Annotated in this window: 24 protein-coding genes and 2 pseudogenes; 8 read left to right on the forward strand and 18 right to left on the reverse strand. The window is 59.3% G+C overall.

Annotation, left to right across the window (positions count from 1 at the left end; genetic code table 11):
• Positions 1 to 86: 86 nt before the first annotated feature.
• Positions 87 to 1,049 carry a thioredoxin-disulfide reductase gene (gene trxB / locus ICY20_RS27000; protein ID WP_159959611.1) on the reverse strand — a complete coding sequence of 321 codons (963 nt, stop codon included), beginning with the start codon at positions 1,047 to 1,049 and terminating at the stop codon, positions 87 to 89.
• 283 nt (positions 1,050 to 1,332) lie between these two features.
• Here trxB and cysZ point away from each other — a divergent pair, with 283 nt between their 5' ends.
• Both cysZ and ICY20_RS27010 read left to right on the forward strand, forming a co-directional pair.
• Positions 1,333 to 2,082 (forward strand): sulfate transporter CysZ, encoded by a 750-nt coding sequence (gene cysZ, locus ICY20_RS27005; RefSeq protein ID WP_194939105.1) that lies wholly within the window; start codon positions 1,333 to 1,335, stop codon positions 2,080 to 2,082.
• 54 nt (positions 2,083 to 2,136) lie between these two features.
• Positions 2,137 to 3,339 carry a glycosyltransferase family 4 protein gene (locus tag ICY20_RS27010; RefSeq protein ID WP_159959615.1) on the forward strand — a complete coding sequence of 401 codons (1,203 nt, stop codon included), beginning with the start codon at positions 2,137 to 2,139 and terminating at the stop codon, positions 3,337 to 3,339.
• On the opposite strand, the gene ICY20_RS27015 is transcribed toward ICY20_RS27010, so the two are convergent.
• The 7 genes from ICY20_RS27015 to rplU all read right to left on the reverse strand — a co-directional run bounded on the left by ICY20_RS27015 (position 3,308) and on the right by rplU (position 8,902).
• Positions 3,308 to 4,411: an NADH:flavin oxidoreductase gene (locus ICY20_RS27015; RefSeq protein WP_194939106.1), complete on the reverse strand. Its 1,104-nt coding sequence runs from the start codon at positions 4,409 to 4,411 to the stop codon at positions 3,308 to 3,310. The genes ICY20_RS27010 and ICY20_RS27015 overlap by 32 nt on opposite strands.
• A gap of 173 nt (positions 4,412 to 4,584) precedes the next feature.
• The gene (locus ICY20_RS27020) at positions 4,585 to 5,067 is read right to left on the reverse strand and encodes a glutathione peroxidase (protein WP_194939107.1); all 483 of its coding nucleotides are present in this window, start codon (positions 5,065 to 5,067) and stop codon (positions 4,585 to 4,587) included.
• Between the two features lie 101 nt (positions 5,068 to 5,168).
• Positions 5,169 to 5,633, reverse strand: a complete 465-nt coding sequence (locus tag ICY20_RS27025; protein ID WP_015885841.1) for a CreA family protein — start codon at positions 5,631 to 5,633, stop codon at positions 5,169 to 5,171.
• A 15-nt stretch (positions 5,634 to 5,648) separates the two neighbouring features.
• Complete coding sequence (gene proB, locus ICY20_RS27030) at positions 5,649 to 6,767, reverse strand: glutamate 5-kinase (protein WP_159959636.1); 1,119 nt, start codon at positions 6,765 to 6,767, stop codon at positions 5,649 to 5,651.
• A 111-nt stretch (positions 6,768 to 6,878) separates the two neighbouring features.
• The gene (gene cgtA / locus ICY20_RS27035; protein ID WP_017735024.1) at positions 6,879 to 8,102 is read right to left on the reverse strand and encodes an Obg family GTPase CgtA; all 1,224 of its coding nucleotides are present in this window, start codon (positions 8,100 to 8,102) and stop codon (positions 6,879 to 6,881) included.
• 193 nt (positions 8,103 to 8,295) lie between these two features.
• Positions 8,296 to 8,553, reverse strand: coding sequence for a 50S ribosomal protein L27 (gene rpmA / locus ICY20_RS27040; protein ID WP_003176049.1), 258 nt, complete (start codon positions 8,551 to 8,553; stop codon positions 8,296 to 8,298).
• Positions 8,554 to 8,587: 34 nt separating this feature from the next.
• Entirely contained in the window at positions 8,588 to 8,902 is a 315-nt protein-coding gene (gene rplU / locus ICY20_RS27045; protein ID WP_003176051.1) for a 50S ribosomal protein L21, read from the reverse strand.
• A gap of 239 nt (positions 8,903 to 9,141) precedes the next feature.
• On the opposite strand from rplU, the gene ICY20_RS27050 reads away from it, so the two are divergent.
• The 3 genes from ICY20_RS27050 to ICY20_RS27060 all read left to right on the forward strand — a co-directional run bounded on the left by ICY20_RS27050 (position 9,142) and on the right by ICY20_RS27060 (position 11,098).
• Positions 9,142 to 10,110: a polyprenyl synthetase family protein gene (locus ICY20_RS27050; protein WP_105524260.1), complete on the forward strand. Its 969-nt coding sequence runs from the start codon at positions 9,142 to 9,144 to the stop codon at positions 10,108 to 10,110.
• A 230-nt stretch (positions 10,111 to 10,340) separates the two neighbouring features.
• The gene (locus ICY20_RS27055; protein ID WP_159959638.1) at positions 10,341 to 10,682 is read left to right on the forward strand and encodes a zinc ribbon domain-containing protein YjdM; all 342 of its coding nucleotides are present in this window, start codon (positions 10,341 to 10,343) and stop codon (positions 10,680 to 10,682) included.
• Between the two features lie 158 nt (positions 10,683 to 10,840).
• A complete protein-coding gene (locus ICY20_RS27060) occupies positions 10,841 to 11,098 on the forward strand; it encodes a PA4570 family protein (RefSeq protein ID WP_003194088.1) in 258 nt (85 codons plus the stop codon).
• A 147-nt stretch (positions 11,099 to 11,245) separates the two neighbouring features.
• On the opposite strand, the gene ICY20_RS27065 is transcribed toward ICY20_RS27060, so the two are convergent.
• Positions 11,246 to 11,863 (reverse strand): FKBP-type peptidyl-prolyl cis-trans isomerase, encoded by a 618-nt coding sequence (locus ICY20_RS27065; protein WP_017477811.1) that lies wholly within the window; start codon positions 11,861 to 11,863, stop codon positions 11,246 to 11,248.
• A gap of 265 nt (positions 11,864 to 12,128) precedes the next feature.
• Between ICY20_RS27065 and ICY20_RS28520 the strand changes: the two are divergent.
• Together ICY20_RS28520 and ICY20_RS28525 are read left to right on the forward strand one after the other, a co-directional pair.
• Positions 12,129 to 13,193 (forward strand): annotated as a pseudogene (locus tag ICY20_RS28520) (methyl-accepting chemotaxis protein); the annotation flags it as partial.
• Between the two features lie 261 nt (positions 13,194 to 13,454).
• Positions 13,455 to 14,048, forward strand: a pseudogene (locus ICY20_RS28525) (methyl-accepting chemotaxis protein); the annotation flags it as partial.
• Between the two features lie 59 nt (positions 14,049 to 14,107).
• Here the strand turns inward: ICY20_RS28525 and ICY20_RS27075 are convergent.
• From ICY20_RS27075 to ICY20_RS27095, 5 genes are all read right to left on the reverse strand, one after another.
• Positions 14,108 to 14,476, reverse strand: coding sequence for a glyoxalase superfamily protein (locus ICY20_RS27075; RefSeq protein ID WP_159959650.1), 369 nt, complete (start codon positions 14,474 to 14,476; stop codon positions 14,108 to 14,110).
• A gap of 65 nt (positions 14,477 to 14,541) precedes the next feature.
• The gene (locus ICY20_RS27080; protein WP_194939108.1) at positions 14,542 to 16,917 is read right to left on the reverse strand and encodes a dermonecrotic toxin domain-containing protein; all 2,376 of its coding nucleotides are present in this window, start codon (positions 16,915 to 16,917) and stop codon (positions 14,542 to 14,544) included.
• A gap of 254 nt (positions 16,918 to 17,171) precedes the next feature.
• Complete coding sequence (locus ICY20_RS27085) at positions 17,172 to 18,635, reverse strand: N-acyl-D-amino-acid deacylase family protein (protein ID WP_194939109.1); 1,464 nt, start codon at positions 18,633 to 18,635, stop codon at positions 17,172 to 17,174.
• 1 nt (position 18,636) lies between these two features.
• Positions 18,637 to 19,497, reverse strand: coding sequence for a MurR/RpiR family transcriptional regulator (locus tag ICY20_RS27090; RefSeq protein ID WP_159959656.1), 861 nt, complete (start codon positions 19,495 to 19,497; stop codon positions 18,637 to 18,639).
• Positions 19,498 to 19,510: 13 nt separating this feature from the next.
• Entirely contained in the window at positions 19,511 to 20,914 is a 1,404-nt protein-coding gene (locus ICY20_RS27095; protein ID WP_159959658.1) for a GntT/GntP/DsdX family permease, read from the reverse strand.
• Positions 20,915 to 21,108: 194 nt separating this feature from the next.
• On the opposite strand from ICY20_RS27095, the gene ICY20_RS27100 reads away from it, so the two are divergent.
• Positions 21,109 to 21,489: a lysozyme inhibitor LprI family protein gene (locus ICY20_RS27100; RefSeq protein WP_159959660.1), complete on the forward strand. Its 381-nt coding sequence runs from the start codon at positions 21,109 to 21,111 to the stop codon at positions 21,487 to 21,489.
• Between the two features lie 68 nt (positions 21,490 to 21,557).
• On the opposite strand, the gene ICY20_RS27105 is transcribed toward ICY20_RS27100, so the two are convergent.
• The 4 genes from ICY20_RS27105 to ICY20_RS27120 form a co-directional block, all read right to left on the reverse strand.
• Positions 21,558 to 23,003: a SulP family inorganic anion transporter gene (locus ICY20_RS27105; RefSeq protein WP_194939110.1), complete on the reverse strand. Its 1,446-nt coding sequence runs from the start codon at positions 23,001 to 23,003 to the stop codon at positions 21,558 to 21,560.
• 184 nt (positions 23,004 to 23,187) lie between these two features.
• Positions 23,188 to 24,081, reverse strand: coding sequence for an NAD-dependent epimerase/dehydratase family protein (locus ICY20_RS27110; protein ID WP_159959664.1), 894 nt, complete (start codon positions 24,079 to 24,081; stop codon positions 23,188 to 23,190).
• A 103-nt stretch (positions 24,082 to 24,184) separates the two neighbouring features.
• Positions 24,185 to 25,081, reverse strand: coding sequence for a LysR substrate-binding domain-containing protein (locus ICY20_RS27115; RefSeq protein WP_159959666.1), 897 nt, complete (start codon positions 25,079 to 25,081; stop codon positions 24,185 to 24,187).
• 30 nt (positions 25,082 to 25,111) lie between these two features.
• Complete coding sequence (locus ICY20_RS27120) at positions 25,112 to 25,702, reverse strand: NAD(P)H-dependent oxidoreductase (RefSeq protein WP_159959668.1); 591 nt, start codon at positions 25,700 to 25,702, stop codon at positions 25,112 to 25,114.
• Positions 25,703 to 25,714 lie beyond the last annotated feature (12 nt).

Genomic DNA, 25,714 nt, shown 5'->3' on the forward strand with positions numbered 1-25,714 from the left:
GATTGCGGTGTATCAGTTACAGATGTTGAGACTGACACACTGCAATCGGGGGCAAGCCCCCTCCCACATTTGTTTTGCGCCGTTGTTTAGAACGAGGCGTTCTGCAACCCGTCGAGGTAACGCTCGGCATCCAGTGCCGCCATGCAACCGGCGCCGGCCGAGGTGATGGCCTGGCGGTAGACGTGGTCAGCCACGTCGCCGGCAGCGAAGATACCTTCCAGGTTGGTGGCCGTGGCATTGCCTTCACGTCCGCCCTGCACCACCAGGTAACCGTCTTTGGCATCCAGCACGCCTTCGAACAGCGAGGTGTTCGGCGTATGACCGATGGCGATGAACACGCCGTCGACTGTCAGCTCGTCGAAGCTGCCGTCGTTGTTTTTCAGGCGAGCACCGGTCACGCCCATGTTGTCGCCCAGGACTTCGTCCAGGGTGGCATTGAGCTTGAGGATGATCTTGCCTTCAGCCACACGGGCGTGGAGCTTGTCGATCAGGATCTTCTCGGCGCGGAAAGTCTCGCGGCGGTGAACCAGGGTCACGGTGCTCGCGATGTTGGCCAGGTACAGCGCTTCTTCCACAGCGGTGTTGCCACCACCCACAACAGCCACTGGCTTGTTGCGGTAGAAGAAACCGTCGCAGGTCGCGCAGGCGGAAACGCCTTTGCCCATGAACGCTTCTTCCGATGGCAGGCCCAGGTAACGGGCGCTGGCGCCGGTGGCGATGATCAGCGCGTCACAGGTGTACACACCGCTGTCGCCGGTCAGGCTGTAAGGCTTCTTGGAGAAGTCGACCTGGTTGATGTGGTCGAAGACGATCTCGGTTTCAAAGCGCTCGGCGTGCTCTTTCATGCGCTCCATGAGCACCGGGCCGGTCAGGCCGTGGACGTCGCCCGGCCAGTTGTCGACTTCGGTGGTGGTGGTCAACTGACCGCCCGCCTGCATGCCGGTGATCAGCAGCGGCTTGAGGTTGGCCCGGGCAGCGTAGACCGCAGCGCTGTAACCGGCAGGGCCGGAACCGAGAATAATCACTCGCGAATGACGGGTATCAGACATGACTCACTCCTGTCGACCGCCCGGACAACAAGGCGGCTGGAATAAAAAAGGGACCACGAAGCACTTGGGGAAGGCTTTAACTCGCAGACCCTGAAAATAATGGGTGCAGCGTATAGAGGGGGGCAAGATTAAGGAAATACGGAATAACAATCCAGCTCATAGGTGGTCTCTATGCAGTCGGGGTGGTTGATCGACGCGTTTGTTACAGCTGATGTCGCCGCTTTCGTCCGTATGGCAAAGCCGGTAAGGTCGGCGCGTTCGCCCCCTTTGCTCGGAGTTCTCCATGCCCGCCCCTGCTCTTTCCGGCCCGCAATACCTGCGTGAAGGCCTCAAACTGGTGTTGAGCCCCAGCCTGCGACTGTTCGTGCTACTGCCATTGGCGATTAACCTGGTGCTGTTCGTCGGCCTGATCTATTTCGCCGGTCATCAGTTCAGCCTGTGGGTCGACCACTTGATGCCAACGCTGCCAAATTGGCTGAGCTTTTTGAATTACCTGTTATGGCCCTTGTTTGTGGTGCTGGTGGTGCTGATGGTGTTTTTCACCTTCACCATGCTCGCCAATATCATCGCCGCGCCGTTCAACGGCTTTCTCTCGGAGAAGGTTGAAGTGGTAGTACGCGGCACCGATGACTTCCCGGCTTTCAGTTGGGGCGAGCTGATCGCCATGGTGCCGCGTACCCTGACGCGGGAAATGCGCAAGCTGGGCTACTTCCTCCCTCGGGCCATTGGCCTGTTTATCCTGTCGTTCATTCCGGTGGTCAATCTGATCGCGGCGCCGTTGTGGCTGCTGTTCGGCGTATGGATGATGGCGATCCAGTACATCGACTACCCGGCCGACAACCACAAGCTGGGCTGGAACGAAATGCTCGCCTGGCTGCGGCAGAAACGCTGGCAGAGCATGAGCTTCGGCGGCGTCGTGTACCTGGTGTTGCTGGTGCCGGTGGTCAACCTGCTGATGATGCCGGCGGCGGTGGCCGGGGCGACGTTGTTTTGGGTGCGCGAGCAAGGCGCCGAAGCGATGATCAAGTCATAAATCCATCATCGCGATGACACAATGACGACATGGCCCAAGGCGACACTGTGGGCCATGACGACAGCCTCGCTTCACATCACTCTGATTACCGAAACCTTCCCGCCAGAAATCAACGGGGTGGCCAATACGCTGGGTCGCCTGTGCGACGGTTTGCGCGCGCGTGGCCACCAGGTTGAACTCGTGCGCCCGCGCCAGAACGCCGACCAAAGCCGCCCCAGCGATGATCAATTGCTGCTGTGCCGTGGCTGGCCGTTGCCAGGTTATCCGGGGTTGCAGTGGGGCCAGTCGTCCATGCACAAATTGCTGCGCCGCTGGACCCGTCAGCGCCCCGACGTGCTGTACATCGCCACCGAAGGGCCGCTGGGCTTGTCGGCCTTGCGTGCTGCGCGGCGCCTGGGGATAAGTGTGGTCAGCGGCTTTCACACCAACTTCCAACAGTATTCCAACCAATATGGCTTGAGCCTGTTGAGCCGCGTGGTCACCCACTACCTGCGCTGGTTTCACAACCGTTCGACCCTGACCCTGGTGCCGAGCGCCAGCCAACGCCTGGAGTTGGAACGCCGACATTTCGAGCGCCTGGGCATGTTGTCTCGCGGGGTGGACAGCCAACTGTTTCATCCAGCCAAGCGCGATAACGCCCTGCGTGAGAATTGGGGCCTGGGTAATGACGATATCGCCGTGCTGCATGTAGGCCGTCTGGCACAGGAAAAAAACCTGGGGATGCTCAAGCGCTGCTTTGATGCTTTGCGTAGCACTTATCCACAGCGTCAATTGAAATTGATCATCGTCGGTGACGGGCCGCAACGTGCGCAGCTGGCGTCTGGCCTGCCCGATGCGGTGTTCTGCGGCACTCAGCGCGGCGAAGAACTGGCGCGGCATTACGCCTCCGGGGACTTGTTCCTGTTCCCCAGCCTCACTGAAACCTTCGGCAATGTGGTGCTTGAAGCCATGGCCTCAGGCCTAGGCGTAGTCGCGTACGACCAAGCGGCCGCCACCCAGCATATCCGCCATGGCTACAACGGTGTGCTGGCAATGCCAGGGGATCAGGAGGCGTTTTGCGATGCAGCCATCTGGCTGCTGGAAGAGCGGGAGACGTTACGCAGAGCCCGACTGAACGCACGACAACATGCGAGCCGCCAGGGCTGGCCGGCAATCATCGAGCAGTTTGAACGACAGTTGCGCGGGGTGTGCAAGGACGGGCACCCGGTGCCCGCCCTGTCGCCGCTTACACCAAAGTCGTCAACGCCTCACGACTGAAGGGCAGGATGTCGCCTTCGCGCCCTTCACGTACTTTCACGGCCCAATCCGGGTCCACCAACAGGGCACGGCCCACGGCCACCAGGTCGAACTCGTCGTTGTTCAGGCGCTCCAGCAGTTTCTCCAGGCTGGCGGGTTGCGCGACCTTGTCGGTGTTGACCATGAACTGCAGGAACTCGCCATCCAGGCCAACGCTGCCCACGGTAATGGTGGGCTTGCCAGTGAGCTGGCGCGTCCAGCCGGCCAGGTTAAGGTCAGAACCTTCGAACTCCGGCTCCCAGAAACGGCGGGTGGAGCAGTGGAAAATATCCACGCCAGCGTCAGACAACGGCTTGAGAAACTCACCCAACGCCTCGGGGGTTTGCACCAGGCGTGCGGTGTAGTCCTGCTGCTTCCATTGGGAGAAACGGAAGATGATCGGGAAGTCCGGGCCTACGGCGGCGCGGGTGGCCTGGATCAGTTCGATGGCAAAACGCGAACGGTTGGCCAGGCTGCCGCCGTATTCGTCGGTGCGCTGGTTGCTGCCTTCCCAGAAGAACTGATCTACCAGGTAACCGTGGGCGCCGTGGATCTCCACACCGTCCATGCCGATGCTTTGGGCATCCTTGGCGGCTTGGGCGAAGGCGTTGATGACGTCGTTGATGTCTTGCTGGGTCATGCCGTGGACGACTTCTTTGCCGTCCTTGAGTTTTTCCATAGGGCCATAGGCTGGCACGCTGGCGTCCGGCTCAGTGCCGATACGACGCACGCTGCCCACGTGCCACAGTTGCGGGACGATCTTGCCGCCTTCGGCGTGTACGGCGTCGACTACTTTCTTCCAGCCGGCCAACGCAGCTTCGCCGTAGAAATGCGGGACGTTGGGGTAACCGTTGGAGGCCTGGTGACCGACCACAGTGCCCTCGGTGATGATCAAGCCCACACCGGCAGCGGCGCGGCGGCGGTAGTACTCGATCACTTTGGAGTTGGGTACGCCGCCTGGCGAGAACGAGCGCGTCATTGGCGCCATGACTACGCGGGTAGACAGTTGCAATGCACCTAGCTGGAAGGGTTTGAACAGGGCTTGGACAGGCATGGGTGTACTCCACGTAAGGCGGGTTTATGACGTGGATAATATTGGCCGCGCACGGACATGAACAGCACTATTGATCTGGGTGATTAAAGGGTAAAAGCGAGATAGCGCGGTTGTCGTAAACCTGTGGTGAGCGGGCTTGCCCCGCTCACCACAAAAGCCCGCTTGTCAGAGGGTTAGGCTAGGGCTTTTTCGATGGCCTGGACGATGGTGGGGTCATCCGGCGCCGTGCGTGGCGAGAAACGCGCAAGCACACGCCCATCCTTGCCCAGCAGGAACTTTTCGAAATTCCAGGTGATATCCCCAGGAAACTCAGCGCCCTCGCCCGCCAGCAGCCGGTAGAGCTGATGACGATCTGGGCCGTTCACGTCGAGCTTGCTGCCCAAAGGAAAGGTCACGCCGTAGTTCAGGCTGCAAAACTCGCGGATCTCCTCTTCAGAGCCCGGTTCTTGCCCGGCAAACTGGTTGCACGGCAGGCCCAACACGGTAAACCCCTGGCCCTTGTATTGCTGGTAGAGGTTTTCCAACGCCGCGTATTGCGGGGTCAAGCCACACTTGGACGCCACATTGACCACTAGCACAACTTGCCCCTTGAAGGGCGCCAGCGGTAGCTCTTGTCCGTCCAAAGCTTTGAGTTTCAGGTCGTGGAAAGCACTCATGACGAACTCCAGATATCCCATGTTCTTTGCATTGCGGCTCGTCGAGATTACAACCCGCAAGCCTGCAATCATAGACGCCGATTGCAAAACTCGCCTGCGGGTTACTGAGCGGTCGGCCAGGGCAGAATCGGAATGGCCGTCACCGCGTTCTGCGGGCTGCCTTCGATCAGACGGTCGCTGTACACCAGGTAAACCAGGGTGTTGCGCTTCTTGTCGAGGAAGCGCACCACCTGCATGGTCTTGAATACCAGGGAGGTACGCTCCTTGAACACTTCGTCGCCGTCCTTGAGCTCGCCCTTGAAGCGGATCGGGCCGACCTGGCGGCAGGCGATCGAGGCTTCGGCGCGGTCTTCGGCCAGGCCCAGGCCGCCTTTGACGCCGCCGGTCTTGGCGCGGGACAGGTAGCAGGTCACGCCATCGACCTTGGGGTCATCGAAGGCTTCAACGACAATTCGGTCGTTGGGGCCGACGAATTTGAATACCGTCGACACCTGGCCGATCTCTTCGGCGGACGCCAGCAGCGGCATAGCCAACAGCAGGCCGAGCAATCCCTTCATTACGCGCATCGTGTATTCCTTTGGTTAAACCAGGATCAGGTTGTCGCGGTGCACCAGTTCAGGTTCCGCCATGTAACCCAACAGACTCACAATCGCGTCAGACGACTGCCCAATGATTTTCTGCGCTTCCAGGGCGCTGTAGTTGGCCAGGCCACGGGCGATCTCACGACCGTCCGGCGCCACGCACACCACCATCTCGCCACGGCGGAAGCTGCCCTGCACCAACTTGACGCCCACCGGCAGCAGGCTCTTGTTGCCCTGAGACAATGCCGACACCGCGCCATCGTCCAGCACCAGCGTGCCACGGGTTTGCAGATGACCGGCCAGCCACTGTTTGCGCGCCGCCAGCATGCCGCGTTCCGGCGACAACAGCGTACCGATGCGCTCGCCAGCCTTGAGGCGGTCGAGCACGCGCTCGATGCGCCCGCCGACGATGATGGTGTGGGCGCCGGAACGTGCTGCCAGGCGCGCAGCGCGCAGCTTGGTCTGCATGCCGCCACGGCCCAGGGCGCCGCCGACACTGCCGGCCACGGCGTCCAGCGCCGGGTCATCGGCGCGCGCTTCGTAGATCAACTGGGCTTCGGGGTTGTTGCGCGGGTCGGCGTCGAACATGCCATCGCGGTCGGTAAGGATCACCAACAGGTCAGCCTCCACCAGGTTGGCCACCAAGGCGGCCAGAGTGTCGTTGTCGCCAAAGCGGATTTCGTCGGTGACCACGGTGTCGTTTTCGTTGATCACCGGGATGACTTTCAGCTCCACCAGCGCGCGCAAGGTGCTGCGGGCGTTGAGGTAGCGCTTGCGGTCGGACAGGTCGTCGTGGGTCAGCAGGATCTGCGCCGTATGGCGGCCGTGCTCGGCGAAGCTGGATTCCCAGGCTTGCACCAGGCCCATCTGGCCGATGGCGGCGGCGGCTTGCAGTTCGTGCATCGCGCTGGGTCGCGCGGTCCAGCCAAGGCGGCTCATCCCGGCGGCAACGGCCCCGGACGATACCAATACCAACTCAACGCCGGCCTCATGCAAGGCCACCATTTGCTCGACCCAGACGCTCATGGCTGCGCGATCGAGCCCCTTGCCATCCGCCGTCAGCAGCGCACTGCCGATCTTTACGACCCAGCGCTGCGCACCTGTCACTTTGCTCCGCATCATCTTCAACCTTAGATTGAGGGCTGCGCGACCCAGCGCGGCCCATAACGTTAAACCCGGATACTAAAACGCCGCTCTATAGAGAGCGGCGTCCAAGTTTACTGCAACGGATCAGTCACGCACGTAAATGATTTCTGGACCGTCTTCATCATCCACGTCTTCTTCGTCCCAATCGTCGTCGCCGATGTCATGGACCGACTTCACGCCGCTGCGGCGCAGGGCACGCTGGTCATCCAGGGCCTGCAGCTGGGCACGGGCTTCGTCTTCGATCTGCTGATCGAGTTCGGCCAGTTCTGCCTTGAACACCGGGTCGGCCGCCAGGCGGTCGGCACGGTCTTCGAGGTAACGCATGATGTCGCGAGTCAGGCGTTCGGTGCCTTCTTTGGCGATGGCCGAGATCACGTAGACTGGGCCTTCCCACTCCAGGCGGTCGACGATTTCCTTGACGCGCTCTTCATGCTCTTCTTCAAGAATCTGGTCGCATTTGTTCAGCACCAACCAGCGATCGCGCTCGGCCAGGGCCGGGCTGAACTTGGTCAGTTCGCTGACGATCACTTCGGCAGCGTCGGGTGCGCTGGTGTCATCCAACGGCGCCATGTCGACGAGGTGCAGCAGCAAACGGGTGCGCGACAAGTGCTTGAGGAAGCGAATGCCCAGGCCTGCGCCATCGGAAGCGCCTTCGATCAAGCCAGGAATGTCGGCGACTACGAAGCTTTTCCAGCGGTCGACGCTGACCACGCCCAGGTTTGGAACCAGGGTGGTGAACGGGTAGTCGGCAACTTTCGGCTTGGCGGCCGAGACCGAGCGGATGAAGGTACTTTTACCGGCGTTCGGCAAGCCCAGCAGGCCCACGTCAGCCAACACTTTCATTTCCAGCTTGAGGTCACGCTGCTCGCCCGGCTTACCTGGGGTCGTCTGGCGTGGCGCACGGTTGGTACTGGACTTGAATCGGGTGTTACCCAGACCGTGCCAGCCGCCCTGCACTACCATCAGCTTCTGGCCGGCCTTGGTCAGGTCGCCGATCACTTCTTGAGTAGCGGAGTCGATAATCGTGGTGCCGACCGGTACACGCAGTACCAGATCTTCGCCTTTTTTACCGGTGCAGTCGGTGCTGCCGCCGTTGGAGCCACGCTCGGCATCGAAGTGCCGGGTGTAACGGTAGTCCACCAGGGTGTTGAGGTTTTCGTCGGCCATCATGTAGATGGAACCGCCGTCACCGCCGTCACCGCCGTTGGGGCCACCGTTTTCGATGAATTTTTCGCGACGGAAACTCATGCAACCGTTACCGCCGTCGCCTGCTTTTACTCGGATGGAAACTTCATCAACGAACTTCATAACAAAACGCCTCTCGCCGCATGGACGAGCTTAAAAAACCAAGACATAAGACTCTTGCAAAAATGAGCGTAGCGACCTCAATCAGCGACCGCAAATCCGCTGCCTGGGCCTATCACACACAGCTTTGCAAGAGACTCACCCCACAAACGAAAAAGCCCCGTCGCGAGACAGGGCTTTTCCAGCGATCTCGCAATTAAGCTGCGACAACGCTCACGTAACGGCGGTTGAACGCGCCTTTTACTTCAAACTTGATCACGCCTTCGATTTTCGCGAAGAGGGTGTGATCTTTACCCATGCCTACACCGTAACCGGCGTGGAATTGGGTGCCGCGCTGACGCACGATGATGTTGCCCGGAATGATTTTCTGGCCGCCATACATCTTAACGCCAAGGCGTTTGGCTTCTGAGTCGCGACCGTTACGGGTACTACCACCAGCTTTTTTGTGTGCCATGAGTCAATTCTCCTAGTGAGGAATTAGGCTGAAATTAAGCCTGAATACCGGTGATTTTGATCTCGGTGTACCACTGGCGGTGGCCCATACGCTTCATGTGGTGCTTACGACGACGGAACTTGATGATGCGGACTTTATCGTGACGACCTTGGGAGATCACTTCAGCCACAACGGTAGCGCCAGCAACAACTGGAGCGCCGATGTTCACGTCATCGCCATTGGCGACCAACAGAACGCGATCAAAAGTAACGGATTCGCCGGTAGCGATTTCCAGTTTTTCGATCTTCAGGTATTCACCTGGGGCGACCTTGTATTGCTTGCCACCAGTAACAATTACTGCGTACGACATGGTATTTCTCCGATAATCCTGCTCACCCAGCTCTTTATAAGAAGAGGTATTGGCTGGCATGGCTGCATGGGATGGACGTCCCGAATGCAATTGCGTAAGGCAGGTGCTGCCCAGGAAGTTCAGGGTGCGCGATTGTACGCAAGGCTTTCGCGCGTTGCAAGGGGCCGCCCATCGCGCCTTGACACCCGGGGGTGAGGGTCCTAGCATGCCGCGCAACCCTTCTGGAGCGACTGTCGCTGATGCAACCCCAAGCTTTCTACCGCGCGGTAGCGGACGATTTTAGCGCCGTCGACGGCATCATCAAGCAGCAGCTGACGTCTAAAGTGCCGTTGGTCTCCAAAATTGGCGACTACATTACGTCGGCCGGCGGTAAACGCCTGCGTCCTTTATTAGTGTTGCTGTGTGGCAAGGCCTTGGGCCGCGAAGGCGATGACCTGCGCCTGCTGGCCGCCACCATCGAGTTTCTGCACACAGCCACCCTGCTGCATGACGACGTGGTCGACATGTCTGGCATGCGCCGTGGGCGCGAGACCGCCAATGCCATGTGGGGCAATGCGCCTAGCGTGTTGGTAGGCGATTTCCTGTATTCACGCTCATTCGAGATGATGGTCGAGTTGGGCTCGATGCCAGTGATGAAGATTCTGTCCCAGGCCACCCGCATCATCGCCGAAGGCGAAGTGTTGCAGCTGTCCAAGGTGCGCGACGCCAGCACCACCGAAGAAACCTATATGGAAGTGATTCGCGGCAAGACCGCAATGCTCTTCGAAGCCTCCACCCACAGTGCTGCCGCGTTGTGTGGCGCGACTGCCGAACAGGCTGAAGCCCTGCGCACCTTTGGCGATCACCTGGGTGTGGCGTTCCAACTGGTGGACGACCTGCTCGACTACAAGGGCGACGCCGAAACCCTGGGCAAGAACGTCGGTGACGACCTCGCCGAGGGCAAGCCGACCTTGCCGCTGATCTACACCATGCGCGAAGGCACGCCGGAACAGGCCGCCCTGGTGCGCAAGGCGATCCAGAAAGGCGGGATCGAAGACCTGGAGAGCATTCGCGAAGCCGTGGAAGCCTCGGGCTCGCTGGACTACACCGCGCAGTTGGCGCGTGACTACGTGGCTCGCGCAATCAAGTGTCTCGAAGCCCTGCCGGCCAGCGAATACCGGGATGCCCTGGTTGAGCTGAGTGAGTTTGCGGTAGCCCGTACGCACTAAAAGGGTGTAATCCAAAATGTGGGAGGGGCGGTGCGACGATTCGACTTGCCCCCGATTGCGGAGTATCAGTCAACACATTCAGTGACTGACACACTGCAATCGGGGGCAAGTCGAATCGTCGCACCGCCCCTCCCACATTTGGTTTGTATTGCCAATTCACCATCCCGCCCTGCCTACAAAACCCTATATAATGTGCGACTTTAGCCATCCCTGACTCTCAAGGAGCCTTAGTGAGCACGTTGCCACCCTGCCCGAAATGCAATTCCGAATTCACCTACGAAGACGGCGCCCAGCTGATCTGCCCGGAATGCGCCCACGAGTGGTCCGCCAATGGCGAGGCCGAAGCGGCCAGCGATGAAACCGTGAAGAAAGACTCTGTAGGCAATGTGCTACAGGACGGCGACACCATCACCGTGATCAAGGACCTCAAGGTCAAGGGCACTTCCCTCGTTGTGAAGGTCGGCACCAAGGTCAAGAACATCCGCCTGTGCGACGGTGACCACGATATCGATTGCAAGATCGACGGCATTGGCCCGATGAAACTCAAGTCTGAGTTCGTGCGCAAAGTCTGAGTCTGCTGCATCCATCCCGCGCCCGCCGCGGGATGGCGTTTCGCCCTCCCGATTGATCCCGCGCAATACCCACACAGAAAAAACCACAAACCGCCAATAGGCACTTGCTATTCTACGAATAAGAATTATTCTCATTGAATTCATCAAGGAGAACGACCATGACTTATTTGATAGATGCCTGGCTGGATCGCCCACACCCTTACCTGCGAATCCTGCATCGGGAAACCGGCGAAGTCTGTGCGGTGCTTGAAGAAGAAGCGCTGAATGAATTACAGGACCAGGGCGACCTGGACGTCAATGGCCTGAGTTCGAGTGAGCCCGGGGTGTTGAAGGAGGTGGTGCGCAATCTGTTTCTGTTTTGCTATGCCCGAGCGTTGCGCCCGGCCACTGAGCTCAATGGCAAATTTCATCCATGAGCAACCGCACACAACCTGAATGCACAAGCTCCGTGTGGGAGCCGGGCTTGCCCGCGATGCAGACGACTCGGTCTTACGTCTCACCGAGGTGATGCTATCGCAGGCAAGCCAGCTCCCACATGAAGCCGGCGCCGTTGCTACCAGGTCTTACAGAACGTCGAGCAGCTCAACGTCAAACACCAGAACGCTGTGCGGCGGGATGCTGCCAACGCCTTGAGCGCCATAAGCCAGTTCGCTCGGCACGTACAGGCGCCATTTGCTGCCGGCATTCATCAGTTGCAGGGCTTCGGTCCAGCCGGCGATCACGCCGCCCACCGGGAATTCTGCCGGCTGGCCACGCTCGTAGGAGCTGTCGAACACAGTGCCGTCGATCAGGGTGCCGTGGTAATGCGTACGCACTTGGTCTTCACGGGTTGGCTTGGCGCCATCACCGGCGGTCAGCACTTCGAATTGCAGGCCGGAAGCCAGGGTGGTGATGCCATCACGCTTGGCGTTTTCAGCCAGGAAGGCCAGGCCTTCGCCAGCAGCTGCTTCTGCCTTGGCAGCCGCTTCGGCTTGCATGATTTCGCGGATGACCTTGAAGCTGGCAGCCATTTGCTCTTGGTCAACACGGCTTGGCTTGCCAGCGAACGCGTCGGTCAGGCCAGCCAGGATCGCGTCCAGGCTAACGCCCGGTGGCGGGTTGTCGCGCAGTTGGTCGCCCAACTGACGGCCGATACCGTAGCTGACGCGGGTTTCGTCGGTGGACAGATTAACTTCGGACATGAAGAGGCTCCGCAATAGGGCAACACGGTTTCCCGTGTCATCCAGAACTAAAAGGGCCCGCAGACTAGCACAAAACATGATGACTGGATGAGCCTGGCGCCTCATGCCAGCCTGGCGCCGCTGGTCGGTTGCGCGGTGCATTCATTGAGGATTTACGATTTAACCGTTTCAGATTCACGCCTGCCCGCCGATATAGGCCTACACATTGGCTGGCTCAAATAACAACACCGTCCAGCAGACAGATATCACCTTCGCGGAGCATTCGATGAATAGCTGGTTCGGCAACATTAGCGTCAATCTCAAACTGGGCCTGGGTTTCGGCCTGGTGCTGGTTCTCACCTCGATCCTGGCATTGACCGGCTGGACCAGCCTTGGCGGCCTGATCGACCGCAGCAACTGGATGAGCGACATCACCCAACTCAATGCCTCGCTGACCAAACTGCGCATCGTGCGCCTGCAATACATGCTGGCCAATGGCGACGAAGCCGTGGCGCAGACCGTACAGACCAACCTGGATGCCTTTGCCGCCCAGCAACAAAAACTGCTGGACAGCTTCAAGAGCCCAGAGAATCTCAAGTTGCTCAACCAGCAAAAAGCCGTGATCACGGCCTACCAGCAGTCTTTGAATAAAATGCGCGAGGCCTACCGTAACGGCAATGCTGCGCGTCAAGCCATGGGGGACAAAGCCGAGATCGCCAACACGCAGATCAATGCGCTGGACACCAGTGTGCAGCAGATGGCCGACAGCCCGGAGCGCTTTGCCCAGTTTCAGGCAGTGACCCTGGCCAAGGAACAGTTCCTGTTGGCCCGCTACGAAGTGCGCGGCTATATCGCCAACGTCAACGCCGACACCGAAGCCCAGGCCGCCGCACAAATCGAGAAAGCCATCAGCGGCTTGAAAAACCTCAGCGCCGTGTTTGGCAGCAGCCAACAAAGCGCACTGGCCTCGCTGGAAACCGCCCTCGGCGCCTACCGCACGGCTGTACAAAGCTACAAGGCCGCCAATGCCAATATCGTCACCGCCCGTGCCGAAATGACCACCCAGGGTGCCGATATCGTCACTATCAGCGACAAGCTCTACGACATCCAACTGGATCGCCGCGACGCTGAAAGTGCCCAGGCTCGCAGCCTGCAACTGATCAGCACATTGCTGGCCCTGCTGGTCGGCGTCATCGCGGCACTGGTCATCACCCGCCAGATCACTCGCCCGATCCAGGAAACCCTGGCCGTGGTGGAACGCATCGCTTCCGGTGACCTGAGCCACAACATCCAGGTCACGCGTCGCGACGAACTGGGCGTGCTGCAACAAGGCATCCAGCGCATGGGCACCACCTTGCGTGAACTGATCAGCGGGATTCGCGACGGCGTGACCCAAATCGCCAGCGCCGCCGAAGAGTTGTCGGCGGTCACCGAGCAGACCAGCGCCGGTGTGAACAGCCAGAAGATCGAGACCGACCAGGTCGCCACCGCCATGCATGAGATGACGGCCACCGTGCAAGAAGTGGCACGCAATGCCGAGCAGGCGTCGCTAGCCGCCGCCGATGCCGATGGTCAAGCCCGCGCAGGCGACAAAGTGGTGGCCGAAGCCATCGCTCAGATCGAACGCTTGGCCGCCGAAGTGGCACGCTCCACTGACGCCATGGCGCACTTGCAACAAGAGAGCAACAAGATCGGCAGCGTGATGGACGTGATCAAGGCGGTGGCCGAGCAGACCAACCTGCTGGCGCTTAACGCCGCGATCGAAGCAGCACGTGCCGGTGAAGCCGGGCGCGGGTTCGCCGTGGTGGCGGATGAAGTGCGCGGGTTGGCCCAGCGCACGCAAAAATCCACCGAAGAAATCGAAGGTTTGGTCGCCGGTTTGCAAAATGGCACCCAGCAGGTGGCCACTGTGATGAACAACAGCCGAAGCCTCACCGACAGCAGCGTCGAGCTGACGCGCAAGGCCGGTGCATCTCTGGAAAACATCACCCGTACCGTGTCGAATATTCAGTCGATGAACCAACAGATTGCCGCCGCCGCCGAACAGCAAAGCGCCGTGGCTGAAGAGATCAGCCGCAGCATTGTGAACGTGCGTGATGTGTCGGAGCAGACTGCAACGGCGAGTGATGAGACGGCGAAATCAAGTGTGGAACTGGCGCGTTTGGGTAGCCAGTTGCAGCAGATGGTCAGCCATTTCCGGGTGTAAAAAACACTGTGCCCAGGGAGTAAGCTCCCTGGCCACAGGTATTCATTGCTGTACCTCGATTAACCCTCACCTTCCTCGACAAACACCACCCGATTTCCAAACGGATCCTTGATGCTCATCTCCCGCGAGCCCCAAGGCGTGGGCTCAACCTCGGGTTTGGCATAACGGTAGTCCTTGCCCAGCAATTGCTGCTGATAAGCATCGACGCCATGCGCCTGAATCCGTACCGCCGCACCCGGTGAAGCATCGCCATGATGCTCAGACAAGTGCAACACGCACTCACCCAACGACACCTGCAAGTACAAGGGAAAGTTCGCCTCGAAGCGATGCTGCCAATCTACCTTGAACCCCAAAAAGTCGACATAGAACTCAAGGGCTTTGGTCTCGTCAAAAATACGTAAAATCGGTGTCGTTTTACCCAATTGCATCCGCGCAACTCCCTCTCTCAATACACCGACTATAACGGTATTCATAAAACGCTGAGGGATACTGATCAGCGTTTATCCCTAAGCTCCCAAGCCATCATCTGCCGAATCCGATCTGGCCCCAACGCTGCGTTCGACAGATGGACCTCATCGAACTCAAAGGCACTTGGGGCGACATCCTTTACATTTTCTTCGTCTACCGGCTCTGTTATGTAATCTGAGGGTTTGCCCTGACGGACGGCCGTAAATTGCGGGTTTGATTTAATGTTTTCCCTGATGGAAACGGCCTTTAGCCCGTTACTTTTTATCTCGAAAATTTTGTAGTTACCCTTGAACTCAGTGTCGCCATACCGCTCTGCGCCCTGGCGTGTTCTTGAGACGATAAGCGTCGGCCCCTCCATCATCTTTTCCGGGCCGCCGAACCAAACTGAATCCATAAAGCCGAAACGCTCTGGCGACCCTCGACGATCGACACGATTGGTTTTTTCTACCCGATACACGTACGGCAAATCGGTTCGTTCAATCATTCCCATACTATTAAAATAGCCACCAGGCGCTAACTGAACATTGCCTTGGTAGGGGTTGGTTTTCAGCACATGACTGTCATCGTAATCCGAAAACTCATCAGCAGAGCCCGAGTCGTACTGCCTGGAGTCTTCAGAACCTGCGGGGCTTGCAGGTTCATGATCAGAGCCCGGCGTAGGGCTCAGCCGTGGGGTCTGTAAATTAGGACGCTCGCTCTGTTGGATTGAGCCGAGTGACGCTCGCCCTGCGCGCAGGGGTTCCAGATAAACATCCATGCTTGGGTCCCAGTGAGGGTTGAGCATCTCTCCCCTACCCAGTACGCGATACTCCGTTGATGGCCCCGACACTCGGCTTAAACCCGTTGCATGGGTGAAGCCCATCATGGCCACATCCATCACGGCCCCGCGCATGCCTTCCTGGCGCTCTTTGCGGGTATCTCCCTCAACAGCCTTTTCGGTCTCCAAGCCAACCTGGGTACTGAATGACAAGGCATTAACGGCCATCCCCAGCGGCCCAAGAAACGCCAAGGGAATGGAGAGAATGGCATTGGCAGATTGCGCGAGCCCCAACGCATCGTCCCTGATCACTTCGGAGTTGGACTTCATTTGGGTGTCGATATCCGACTCGATACGGGATTGGGTTTGCTTGGCCATCATCGCAAACACGTCCTCTCCCATACTCAGTGTGTTGACATTGATATGACTCTTATCGGCGTTCATCTGCCCGCTGCCGAGCAGTTCAAGGGTTTTATCGACGCCGTTGACGCTTAACTTCCCGAAAATACCCTGCTGACGTTCAGCGAGAGAAAAATGCTGAGCCAAAGCCTTCGCCTTGACCGGATCTCGCCCTTGTTCAACAACCCACTGATAGGCTGCCTGCGTGTTGTTGAACGTATGAAAGGCAGGCGTAGCACCCGGAACATAAAGCACCTCACGCCCATTTTTGTGCACGAAACGCAAAATATCTGAGGCGGCATATCCATTGATGTCGAAACGTAATACTTGAGTCCCGGGCGCCGGTGGCGCAAGTGTACGCAGTTGCACTTGGGTTTGTTCCTGGGACGCAGACTCACTCAAATCAAGCGTGGGCACCCCAGCTTGCATCAATAAAGAAAAGTCGTCATCCGTCAGCGTTTTATCTGCGCGGGCGTTTCTCGCCGCGTCAACAAAATGGGCTTTGGCCGCAGCTTGCCATTGAGCGCCATAGTCTTTCCAAAACGTCGAAACCAACGTCACCATTTTAGCTTGCAAGTTACCGCCACGAATAATATCCAACAGTGCAGACGGTGCGAGGCGCAATTCATTTTCTGCGTTGTAATGACCCTTTTCGGGACCGTCCATATATATACCATAGGCCGCATCAAGGTCCCGCCAGTTCTCCTTGGCGCGGGGAGCATCATCTTTAACTTTCGAATAAATATAACCGGGTAATGTCCTGTCCCAAATCAGAAGTCCCAAGCGAGAGAAAAAATCTGGCACACTCGAACTATCAAACAATGACGTCGCGCTCACATTGGAGGAAGCGAAATGTGCAATCGCTTGGGTTTTACCAACCCAGCCATAGAGATCGGCACTCGCGAAATCGTTCATAACGACATCCATCAACGTCATACTTTTATCAGGACGACCCGAATGTTCCCAGTGCGTAACCGTTACTCCGGAAGCCTTACTTTGCGCGGCTGGAAATCGGTGAAGATAGACTTTATCGGGATCAACCACTTTACCCGTAGCCCGCTGGACCTTTTGCTGTACCCAGCACTTCAGTGTTTCTCGCAGATTGGGAATCCTGCTATCGGAGGGGATAACCCCGACAGGTGCACTACTGACATCGGAGTTTAAAACCTCTGCTGGGGCCGAGACGTCGGCTTCACTGTTGATATTGCTCTGGATAAAGCTATTCTCTCGTACTGGTGAGATCATCATCACTTCCCTGATAACTGCTGAATAAACCAGACGCGTTCAAAAAGCCCACCCGCTCAGCTCTTTTATTGCGCCGGGCACATCACCAATACTAACCATCCTCTAAAGCCACGATATAACGGTTAAGTGTGAGTTTTATTTTCATCTCCCCTCATACTAACTTTACACACCACTTAACCCGCAACTTCTCCTACAACATCAATTAACTTTTCCAGTGCTGAAAATGCCATCCCTACAATGCGCCACCACCGACATCACTTAGGCAAAAACCCTTTACGCAAATCACCTTGGCGCGCCAGAAAGCGCCCAGAGCGCCGCCCACATACGCCCTGCTCGGTGTAGCTCAATTCCCCGTTGACCCACACGCCTTCAATCCCTTGCGCCGCCCGCTGCGGCGCCTTGAAATCCGCCACATCACGCACCCGCAACGGGTCGAACAACACCAGGTCGGCCCAATGCCCTTCACGAATTTCACCGCGCTCGGCCAAGCCAAAACGTGCGGCCGACAACCCGGTCATTTTGTGCACCGCCGTATGCAGCGGGAACAGCCCCACATCGCGGCTGAAATGCCCAAGCACCCGTGGAAACGCCCCCCACAAACGCGGATGGGGAAAAGGGTCTTCGGGCAACCCATCCGACCCCACCATCGACAGCGGATGCGAGAGGATGCGTCGTACATCGGCTTCATCCATGCCGTAGTACACCGCCCCCGCCGGTTGCAGGCGACGGGCCGCGTCCATCAGCGAAACGTCCCACTCGGCCGCGATATCCTGCAAATCTCGACCGCCCATCTCCGGATGCGGTGTCGACCAGGTGATGGTGATGCGAAACGCATCGGTCACTTGCTTCAAATCCAACGTCGAAGAACTCGCCGCATAGGGGTAACAATCACACCCCACCGGATGGGTTTTCGCCGCCAGTTCCAGGGATGCCAACAACTGCGGACTACGCCCCCAATTACCCGCACCTGCACATTTGAGGTGGGAAATAATCACCGGCACCTTGGCATGCCGACCGATCAGGAACGCTTCGTCCATCGCCTCCAGCACCGGTTCGAATTCGCTGCGCAAATGCGTGGTGTACACCGCACCAAAAGCCGTCAGTTCTTCACTGAGTTGCAGTACTTCATCGGTCTCGGCATTGAAGGCGCTGGCGTAGGCCAGGCCTGTGGATAAACCGAGCGCACCCGCCTCAAGACTCTCCTGCAACTGCACGCGCATCGCGGCGATTTCGCCGGGCGTGGCGGTGCGGTGCAGGTCGTCCATATGATTGCTGCGCAGCGCCGTGTGGCCGATCAAGGCCGCGACATTGACCGCTGGGTGTGCGTTTTCGACGGCGTTGCGATAGTCGCTGAAACGCGGATAAACAAACGCTTCGCGCGTGCCTAACAGGTTCATCGGGTCCGGCGGGTCACTGCGCAAACTCACCGGCGAGGCGCTGATACCGCAGTTGCCGACAACCACCGTGGTCACACCCTGGCTGAGCTTGGGCAACATCTGCGGGTGGCGGATCACCACCGTGTCGTCGTGGGTATGCACGTCGATAAACCCCGGTGCCAACACGCAGCCGGTGGCGTCGACTTCATGCGCAGCCGTTGCCGTCGACAAGTCGCCGATTGTCTCGATGCGCCCGTCACGCAGCCCCACATCGGCGATATAGCCTGGGGTGTTGCTGCCGTCGATAATCAGCGCGTGGCGAATCAGCGTGTCGTACTTCATATCAGTCTCCAAGCGGCAGGCTGTCAGGGCCGCCGCGATAATCGTCCAGGGCCAGCTTGATGCGGCGCAGGCGTTCCTGGTTGTCGTCCGGCTGGGCCAGCGCCAGCTCGGTGGCGAGCAGGTCGATGGCCAGCAACATGCCGTAGCGCGCAGCGGTGGGTTTGTAGATAAAACTGGTTTCGGCCGGTTGCAGTGGCAACAGTACGTTCGCCAACTGGGCCAGCGGGGAGTCGGCCAGGGTGATGGCGACGACACGAGCGTCGTAACTGCGCGCCAGTGCAACCACGTCCAGTAATTCCGGGGTGATGCCGGTCAGGGAGCAGACAATCAACGCGTGATCTGGCCCCAATGTGGCGGCCGTGACGCGCATCATCACCGGGTCATGGCAGGCGGCAATCGGGTAACCCAGGCGCACCAGTCGTACCTGCAACTCATCGCTGCACAGGCTCGACGGGCCGCCCATGCCAAACGCGTGGATCATCCGCGCCTGACCCAACAGGCTCACCGCATCGGCGAAACGCGTGTGGTCGAAACCCGATAAATGCTGACGTAACGTAGCCTCGATATCGCCGAGAATCTGCCGGTGAAACGCCGACTGTTCCGGCAACCCCGCCGGGTCCAGGAAGCGGCTGCCCACACCGCTGGCCTGGGCCAGTTGCAGGCGCAGATCACGCAGGTCACGACACCCCACACTGCGGGCAAACCGCGACAGCGTGGCCGTGCTGACTTCGGCCCGTTGCGACAACGCCTCCAAGCTGGCCGACGCAGCAAAACCCACGTCATCGAGCATCAGCTTGGCGATACGCCCTTCGCCGGCGCTGAAAGAAGCCTGACGGGCGCGGATCTGGTAGAGGATGTCCATAAAGGCTCCGGGGTTACAGAAGGCAGGACAGACCATAAGTCAGACCGAAGGCGACCACCGAAATCAGGGTCTCCAGCACGGTCCAGGTCTTGAAGGTCTGGATCACCGTCATATTGAAGTATTCCTTGATCAGCCAGAAGCCGCCGTCATTGACGTGGGAAAAGATCACCGAGCCCGCCCCCGTCGCCAATACCAGTAATTCGGGGTGTGGATAACCCAGGCCCATGGCAACCGGTGCAACCACCCCCGATGCGGTGGTCATGGCCACCGTGGCCGAGCCGGTGGCGATGCGCATCAACGCGGCGAACAACCAGCCCATCACCAGCGGCGACAGGTGAAACGCATGGGCCAGACCCAGGATTTCATTGGTCACGCCCGCGTCCACCAGAATGCGATTCAAGCCGCCCCCGGCACCCACCAGCAAAGTGATGCTGGCGGTTGGCGCCAGGCATTCATTGGTGAACTTGAGGATCGACTCGCGGTTGAAGCCTTGGGCGATGCCCAAGGTCCAGAAACTCACCAACGTTGCCAGCAGCAGCGCAATCACCGAGTTGCCGATAAACAGCAGGAACTGATTGAAACCGGTGCCCGGCGTGGAGATCACGTTGGCCCAACCGCCGATCATCATCAACACCACCGGCAACAGGATAGTGCCCATGGTCAGGGCAAAACTCGGCAGGCGGGTGCGCGGTTCGCGGTCGATAAACTGACGCTCCAGCGGGTTTTCTGCCGGCAGTTGAATACGCGGCACGATGAACTTGGCGTACAGCGGGCCGGCGATGATTGCCGTGGGAATACCGATCAGAATGGCGTAAAGCACCGTCTGCCCCACCGACGCGTTGTACGCCAGCACCGCCATCATCGCCGCCGGATGCGGCGGCACCAGCGCATGCACCACCGACAAACCGGCGACCATGGGCAAGCCGACCATCAGAATCGAAACGCCCACGCGCCGTGCCACCGTGAAGGCGATCGGCACCAGCAGCACAAACCCCACCTCGAAAAACAGCGGCAACCCCACCAAAAACGCGATGCACACCATCGCCCAGTGCGCGTTGCGCTCGCCGAAACGGTTGATCAGCGTGCGCGCCACCTGCTCGGCGCCGCCAGACTCGGCCATCATCTTGCCAAGCATGGTGCCTAGCGCGACGACCAGGGCGATATGCCCCAGGGTCTTGCCGACGCCCGCTTCGTACGAGCCCATGATGGTGTCCGCCGGCATCCCGGCCGTCAGCGCCAGGCCAATGGACACCAGGGTAATAACGATGAACGGGTTGAGTCGGTAACGTGCGATCAGCACGATCAAAGCAATGATGGCGATGGCAGCGTATGCCAATAGCCCGAAGCCCAGTGATGCGGCCATGCGGTACTCCTCGGAAAGGGTCACGTCGAATTGGTTGTGAAACTCATAAATCATTACCGAGGAAGATTTTCAATTTTTATGAAAGTAAGTTTCGCCCACAGACAAGCGCTGTCGCATTGGGATATGCCCGATGGCGGCTCATGAAAATACGGGAGGTGTTCTTACATGAAGATCAGAAGATGCCGGAAACTCAACGGCCGCCATCCAGTCATAGAATGCGCACTCCCTCATGCCCAGGAAACCCGACCATGATTCGTACCTCCCTTGCCGTCAGCGCCTTGCTGCTCGCCGTGTGCGGCACCGCCTCGGCAGCCGATAACGCGGCGCTGACAAAATGCATGAACACTGCCAACACCACCGCCGACATGGTCAATTGCAACACCAAGGAAGCCAAGGTGCAGGACAAGCGCCTGAACGCGGCCTACAAAACCGCCCTCGCCGCCCAGCAAGGTGCGCGCAAGCAGCAGCTGCAAGACGTGCAGCGCCTGTGGATAAAGTACCGTGATGCCAATTGCGCGTTTGCAGGCAGCGCCACCGGCGGCAGCATTGACCAGGTCAATGGCGCCGGCTGCGTGTTGGACATGACCCAGACCCGCGCCCAGGAGTTGGAAAACCTGGTCGGGCCATGATCGCTAATGGTGACAGGGGCGCTTGTTGTGGCGAGGGAGCTTGCTCCCTCGCCACCTGTATTCCACAATCAGTCGTGATGAACCTTGGCGCGCTTGAGCAATTTTTTGCAGCGCTCCGACAAATGCAGCACCCGCAGGTGCTTGCCGGCCTTGCTGTAGCGCTCGCGCAGGGTCATCAGTGCGGCAATCGCCGAATAGTCGACAAAGCTCAAGTGGCGGCAATCGAGCGTCACGTGGGCCGGGTCGTTGGCCGGGTCAAACTGATTCAGGAATGGCGTGGTGGAGGCAAAGAACAGCGTGCCGTGCAGGCGGTACAACTTGCTGCCATCGGCTTCCATATGCTCATCGGCGTACAGTTCCCGCGCCTGCTGCCAGGCAAAGTTCAGCGCCGCAATCACAATCCCGCACATCACTGCAGTGGCCAGGTCGGTAAACACGGTGATCACCGTTACGGCGATAATCACCAGCACGTCGTTGAGCGGCACCTTGTTGACCACTCGCAACGATGCCCAGGCAAACGTCTGCTGGGACACCACGAACATCACCCCCACCAGCGCCGCCAGCGGGATTCGCTCAATGAACGGCGACAAAAACAGAATGAACAACAGGATCATCACCCCGGCAAACACCCCGGAGAATCGCCCGCGCCCGCCAGAGCTCAAGTTGATCACGGTTTGTCCGATCATCGCGCAACCGCCCATGCCGCCAAACAGGCCCGAGACCATGTTCGCCGCGCCCAGGGCCACACTTTCGCGGTCGGGGTAGCCACGGGTCTCAGTGATTTCGTCGGTGAGGTTGAGGGTGAGCAGAGTTTCCAGCAGGCCGACCATGGCCATCAAAAACGCGTAGGGCGCGATGATACCGAGGGTTTCAAAGGTAAAGGGGATCTGCGGCAGCGCAAAGGTCGGCAGGCCGCCGGCGATGTGCGCCATGTCGCCCAACGTACGCGTCGGCAGCCCCAGCAGGTACACCGCCAGGCCCACGCCGAGGATCGCCACCAACGCCGGCGGCACGGCACGGGTGATGCGCGGCAGCAGGTAGACAATCACCATGGTCACCACCACCAGCCCGATCATCACGTACAACGGCGTGCCGCTGAGCCAGTGTTCACCGCTTTTGAAATGTTCGAGCTGCGCCAACGCAATGATGATCGCCAGGCCGTTGACGAACCCCAGCATCACCGGGTGCGGCACCATGCGCACCAGCTTGCCCAGACGCAACAGGCCGAAGGCGATCATGATCAGCCCGCCCAACAACACCGTAGCCAGCAAGTACTCGACGCCGTGCTGGACGACCAATGCGACGATCACCACTGCCATCGAGCCTGCCGCACCGGAAACCATGCCCGGCCGCCCACCAAACAATGCCGTCAGCGTGCAGATGATAAAGGCGCCGTAGAGCCCCATCAGCGGGTTGAGGTGGGCCACCAGGGCAAAAGCGATGCATTCGGGCAGCAGCGCAAACGACGTAGTGAGGCCGGCCAGGGCATCGGCGCGCAGACGGGTGAGGTTCATGAGGTACCAGGGTAATGCGGGGGATAAGGCGGGGGATGGTACGGAATTGCGGGGGCTTGGGCTAGCCTGGGGACCGAGGTGTAGCCATCGCAGGCAAGCCAGCTCCCACATTTTGATTTGTGAACACATTCAAATGTGGGAGCTGGCTTGCCTGCGATAAAGGCCACTGGGTCTCAAGCGAACATCAAACCATCTCGTTGCGAATCCACTCCACCACCGACGTACGCTTGGGCACCCATCCCAACAGCTCACGCGCATGCTTGCCCCGCACCCGGCTATTGGAACCCAAACCATAGTTGGCCATCTCATACCCCCACTCAGCCTCAGCCTCGGCCAACAGCCAATCCTGCGGCTCACCCAAGTTCAGCGCCTGGGCAATCGCCGTGGTCATGTCGATAAACGCCGCTTCACTGCTTTCGACAAAGTAGAAGGTGCCCGGCACGTTTTTCTCAAGGGCCAGCAGGTACAACGCCACCACATCTTCAATGTGCACGTTGGACCAAATGTTCTGCCCCGTGCCCACGTGCCGCACTACCCCGCTCTTACGCGCCTGCTTGAGCAAGCGTGGCAATTGCACGCTGTCACGCTTCACGCCCAGGCTGTGGCCGTAGATCAGGGTGTTGCAGATCACCGCCGAATTCACGCCGTCGTGGGCGGCCGCGAGGATCAGGTTGTCGATGGCCACGCGGGCGGCCTTGTCGACGGTGGGCTCCGGCAGGTTGTCTTCGAAGTAGATCACATCGCTGGATTTACCCCCCGACGCATCCCCCACGATGCTCGAACCGCTGGTGTGCAGAAACGGCTTGTTCGACCCCTTCAATGCCGCCAGCAAGGTTTGCACAGCAGCGCGATGGTCGCTGCTGGCGGCGTTGATCACCGCGTCGGCCTTATGGGCCTGTTCGGTCAACACACTGGCATCGTCCAGGGTGCCAAGCACCGGGGTAATGCCCAGCGCCGTCATGTCAGCCGCTTGCTCGGCACTGCGTACTAGGCCGGTCACGGTGTGGCCAGCCTTGATCAGGCCGGTGGCGATGGAGCCACCGATAAACCCTGCGGCGCCGGTTACGAATACGTTCATGGAGTGTGCTCCTGACTGGGTAAGTGATGGGTCCAGTATCAAGGGGCTCTCCCTGTCGAATAAGCCCCTGGCACCCAATTCACTCTTGCGTAGCGATCACGAATCAGCAGGCATACCGCGCCAGCTTGGCCTGGATAAAGTCCAGGAAGCACTGGATGCGCAGCGCCAACTGCGAGTTGCGGTAAAACACCGCGTGGATCGGCTGGCGATAACCACTGTTGAACGCCTCCAGCACCGGTACCAGGCGGCCGGCGTCGATGTCGTTGGCGGTCATGAAGTTGGACAAGCAGCAAATGCCCTGCCCTTGCAGCGCCAGCTCGCGCACGGTTTCACCGCTGGAGGCCGCAATGCTCGGCTGGATCAGCCAACGGTCGCCTTCCACATGACGCAGGGGCCAATGGTTGAGGGTTTCGGTCTGGGAGAAGCCCAGCAAGGTGTGGCCTGCCAACTCGGCCACCGTGCTCGGCGCGCCGAATTGCGAGATGTACTCGGGGCTGGCGAGGATATGCAGCGGCGTGCAGCCCAACGAGCGCGCATGCAGGGTGGAGTCGGCGAGCACACCAATGCGGATCGCAATGTCGGTGCTCTGCTCCAGCAGGTCGATGATCAGGTCATCGCTGTTGAGCTCCAGCTGGATCTCGGGGTAGAGGCTGCGAAATTCGGCGATGTACGGCACGATCCCATGCAGCATGAACGGCACGGCCGCATTGATGCGCAGCCGACCGGCCGGTTTTTTCTGACGTGAAGACAGGCGCTCTTCAAGCTCTTCCATCTGCGCCAAAATCACCTTGGCCTGCTCGAAGAAGTATTTGCCTTCTTCGGTCAGGTCCATGCGCCGCGTGGTGCGGTTGATCAGCGTGGTGTCGAGCTTGGCTTCCAGGCGTGACAAGGTGCGGCTGACCGCCGACGGCGTCTGCCCGACCTGCTCCGCCGCGGCGGAAATCGAGCCGCACTCGATCACGCTGACGAAGATTTGTAGCTCGTCGGATCGGGCTTTCACAGGCGCTCCTCGTTATAGGTTTGCAGCAGCTTACACCGAGAGGTTGAACACCTGCGCCAGATGCCTCTCGTAGCGCGCCACGTCGGCTTCGATGGCCGGGCGTTTCATGACGTCCACACACAGGAAGGTCGGCAACGCGGTCATGCCGAGGAACTCATTGGCTTTGTGGAACGGGAAGTACACCGCGTCCACGCCCTTGGCTTCGAAGAAGTCGCTCGGGTCGTCGAAGGCTTGCTGCGGTGCGTTCCAGGTCAACGACAGCATGTATTGCTTGCCCTGCACCAAGCCGCCGCTGCCGTATTTTTGCGACGCATCGGAACGGGTGCGGCCATCACTGGCGTACAGGCTGCCGTGGCCTTCGGTGAAAACTTCGTCGATGTACTTTTTGACGATCCACGGTGCACCCATCCACCAGCCGGGCATTTGGTAGACGATCACGTCAGCCCAGAGGAATTTCGCGACCTCTTCGGCCACGTCGTAGCCTTCGTCGATATGGGTGACCTTGACGTCGATACCGCCACGGTCGAGCACGGCCACGGCGGCATCATGCAGGGTGGTGTTGTAGCGGCCATCGGAATGGGCGAATTTTTTGCCGCCGTTGAGCAGGAGTACTTTTTTCATGGGAGGGTATCC

This window comes from Pseudomonas pisciculturae (assembly GCF_015461805.1).
Classification (GTDB): domain Bacteria; phylum Pseudomonadota; class Gammaproteobacteria; order Pseudomonadales; family Pseudomonadaceae; genus Aquipseudomonas; species Aquipseudomonas pisciculturae.

What these genes read in the sequence shown, in the direction of transcription:
- trxB (WP_159959611.1), bottom strand. Translation starts at nt 1,049, where the DNA reads ATGTCTGATACCCGTCATTCGCGAGTGATTATTCTCGGTTCCGGCCCT.
- cysZ (WP_194939105.1), top strand. Translation starts at nt 1,333, where the DNA reads ATGCCCGCCCCTGCTCTTTCCGGCCCGCAATACCTGCGTGAAGGCCTC.
- ICY20_RS27010 (WP_159959615.1), top strand. Translation starts at nt 2,137, where the DNA reads ATGACGACAGCCTCGCTTCACATCACTCTGATTACCGAAACCTTCCCG.
- ICY20_RS27015 (WP_194939106.1), bottom strand. Translation starts at nt 4,411, where the DNA reads ATGCCTGTCCAAGCCCTGTTCAAACCCTTCCAGCTAGGTGCATTGCAA.
- ICY20_RS27020 (WP_194939107.1), bottom strand. Translation starts at nt 5,067, where the DNA reads ATGAGTGCTTTCCACGACCTGAAACTCAAAGCTTTGGACGGACAAGAG.
- ICY20_RS27025 (WP_015885841.1), bottom strand. Translation starts at nt 5,633, where the DNA reads ATGCGCGTAATGAAGGGATTGCTCGGCCTGCTGTTGGCTATGCCGCTG.
- proB (WP_159959636.1), bottom strand. Translation starts at nt 6,767, where the DNA reads ATGCGGAGCAAAGTGACAGGTGCGCAGCGCTGGGTCGTAAAGATCGGC.
- cgtA (WP_017735024.1), bottom strand. Translation starts at nt 8,102, where the DNA reads ATGAAGTTCGTTGATGAAGTTTCCATCCGAGTAAAAGCAGGCGACGGC.
- rpmA (WP_003176049.1), bottom strand. Translation starts at nt 8,553, where the DNA reads ATGGCACACAAAAAAGCTGGTGGTAGTACCCGTAACGGTCGCGACTCA.
- rplU (WP_003176051.1), bottom strand. Translation starts at nt 8,902, where the DNA reads ATGTCGTACGCAGTAATTGTTACTGGTGGCAAGCAATACAAGGTCGCC.
- ICY20_RS27050 (WP_105524260.1), top strand. Translation starts at nt 9,142, where the DNA reads ATGCAACCCCAAGCTTTCTACCGCGCGGTAGCGGACGATTTTAGCGCC.
- ICY20_RS27060 (WP_003194088.1), top strand. Translation starts at nt 10,841, where the DNA reads ATGACTTATTTGATAGATGCCTGGCTGGATCGCCCACACCCTTACCTG.
- ICY20_RS27065 (WP_017477811.1), bottom strand. Translation starts at nt 11,863, where the DNA reads ATGTCCGAAGTTAATCTGTCCACCGACGAAACCCGCGTCAGCTACGGT.
- ICY20_RS27075 (WP_159959650.1), bottom strand. Translation starts at nt 14,476, where the DNA reads ATGCAATTGGGTAAAACGACACCGATTTTACGTATTTTTGACGAGACC.
- ICY20_RS27080 (WP_194939108.1), bottom strand. Translation starts at nt 16,917, where the DNA reads ATGATCTCACCAGTACGAGAGAATAGCTTTATCCAGAGCAATATCAAC.
- ICY20_RS27085 (WP_194939109.1), bottom strand. Translation starts at nt 18,635, where the DNA reads ATGAAGTACGACACGCTGATTCGCCACGCGCTGATTATCGACGGCAGC.
- ICY20_RS27090 (WP_159959656.1), bottom strand. Translation starts at nt 19,497, where the DNA reads ATGGACATCCTCTACCAGATCCGCGCCCGTCAGGCTTCTTTCAGCGCC.
- ICY20_RS27095 (WP_159959658.1), bottom strand. Translation starts at nt 20,914, where the DNA reads ATGATTTATGAGTTTCACAACCAATTCGACGTGACCCTTTCCGAGGAG.
- ICY20_RS27100 (WP_159959660.1), top strand. Translation starts at nt 21,109, where the DNA reads ATGATTCGTACCTCCCTTGCCGTCAGCGCCTTGCTGCTCGCCGTGTGC.
- ICY20_RS27105 (WP_194939110.1), bottom strand. Translation starts at nt 23,003, where the DNA reads ATGAACCTCACCCGTCTGCGCGCCGATGCCCTGGCCGGCCTCACTACG.
- ICY20_RS27110 (WP_159959664.1), bottom strand. Translation starts at nt 24,081, where the DNA reads ATGAACGTATTCGTAACCGGCGCCGCAGGGTTTATCGGTGGCTCCATC.
- ICY20_RS27120 (WP_159959668.1), bottom strand. Translation starts at nt 25,702, where the DNA reads ATGAAAAAAGTACTCCTGCTCAACGGCGGCAAAAAATTCGCCCATTCC.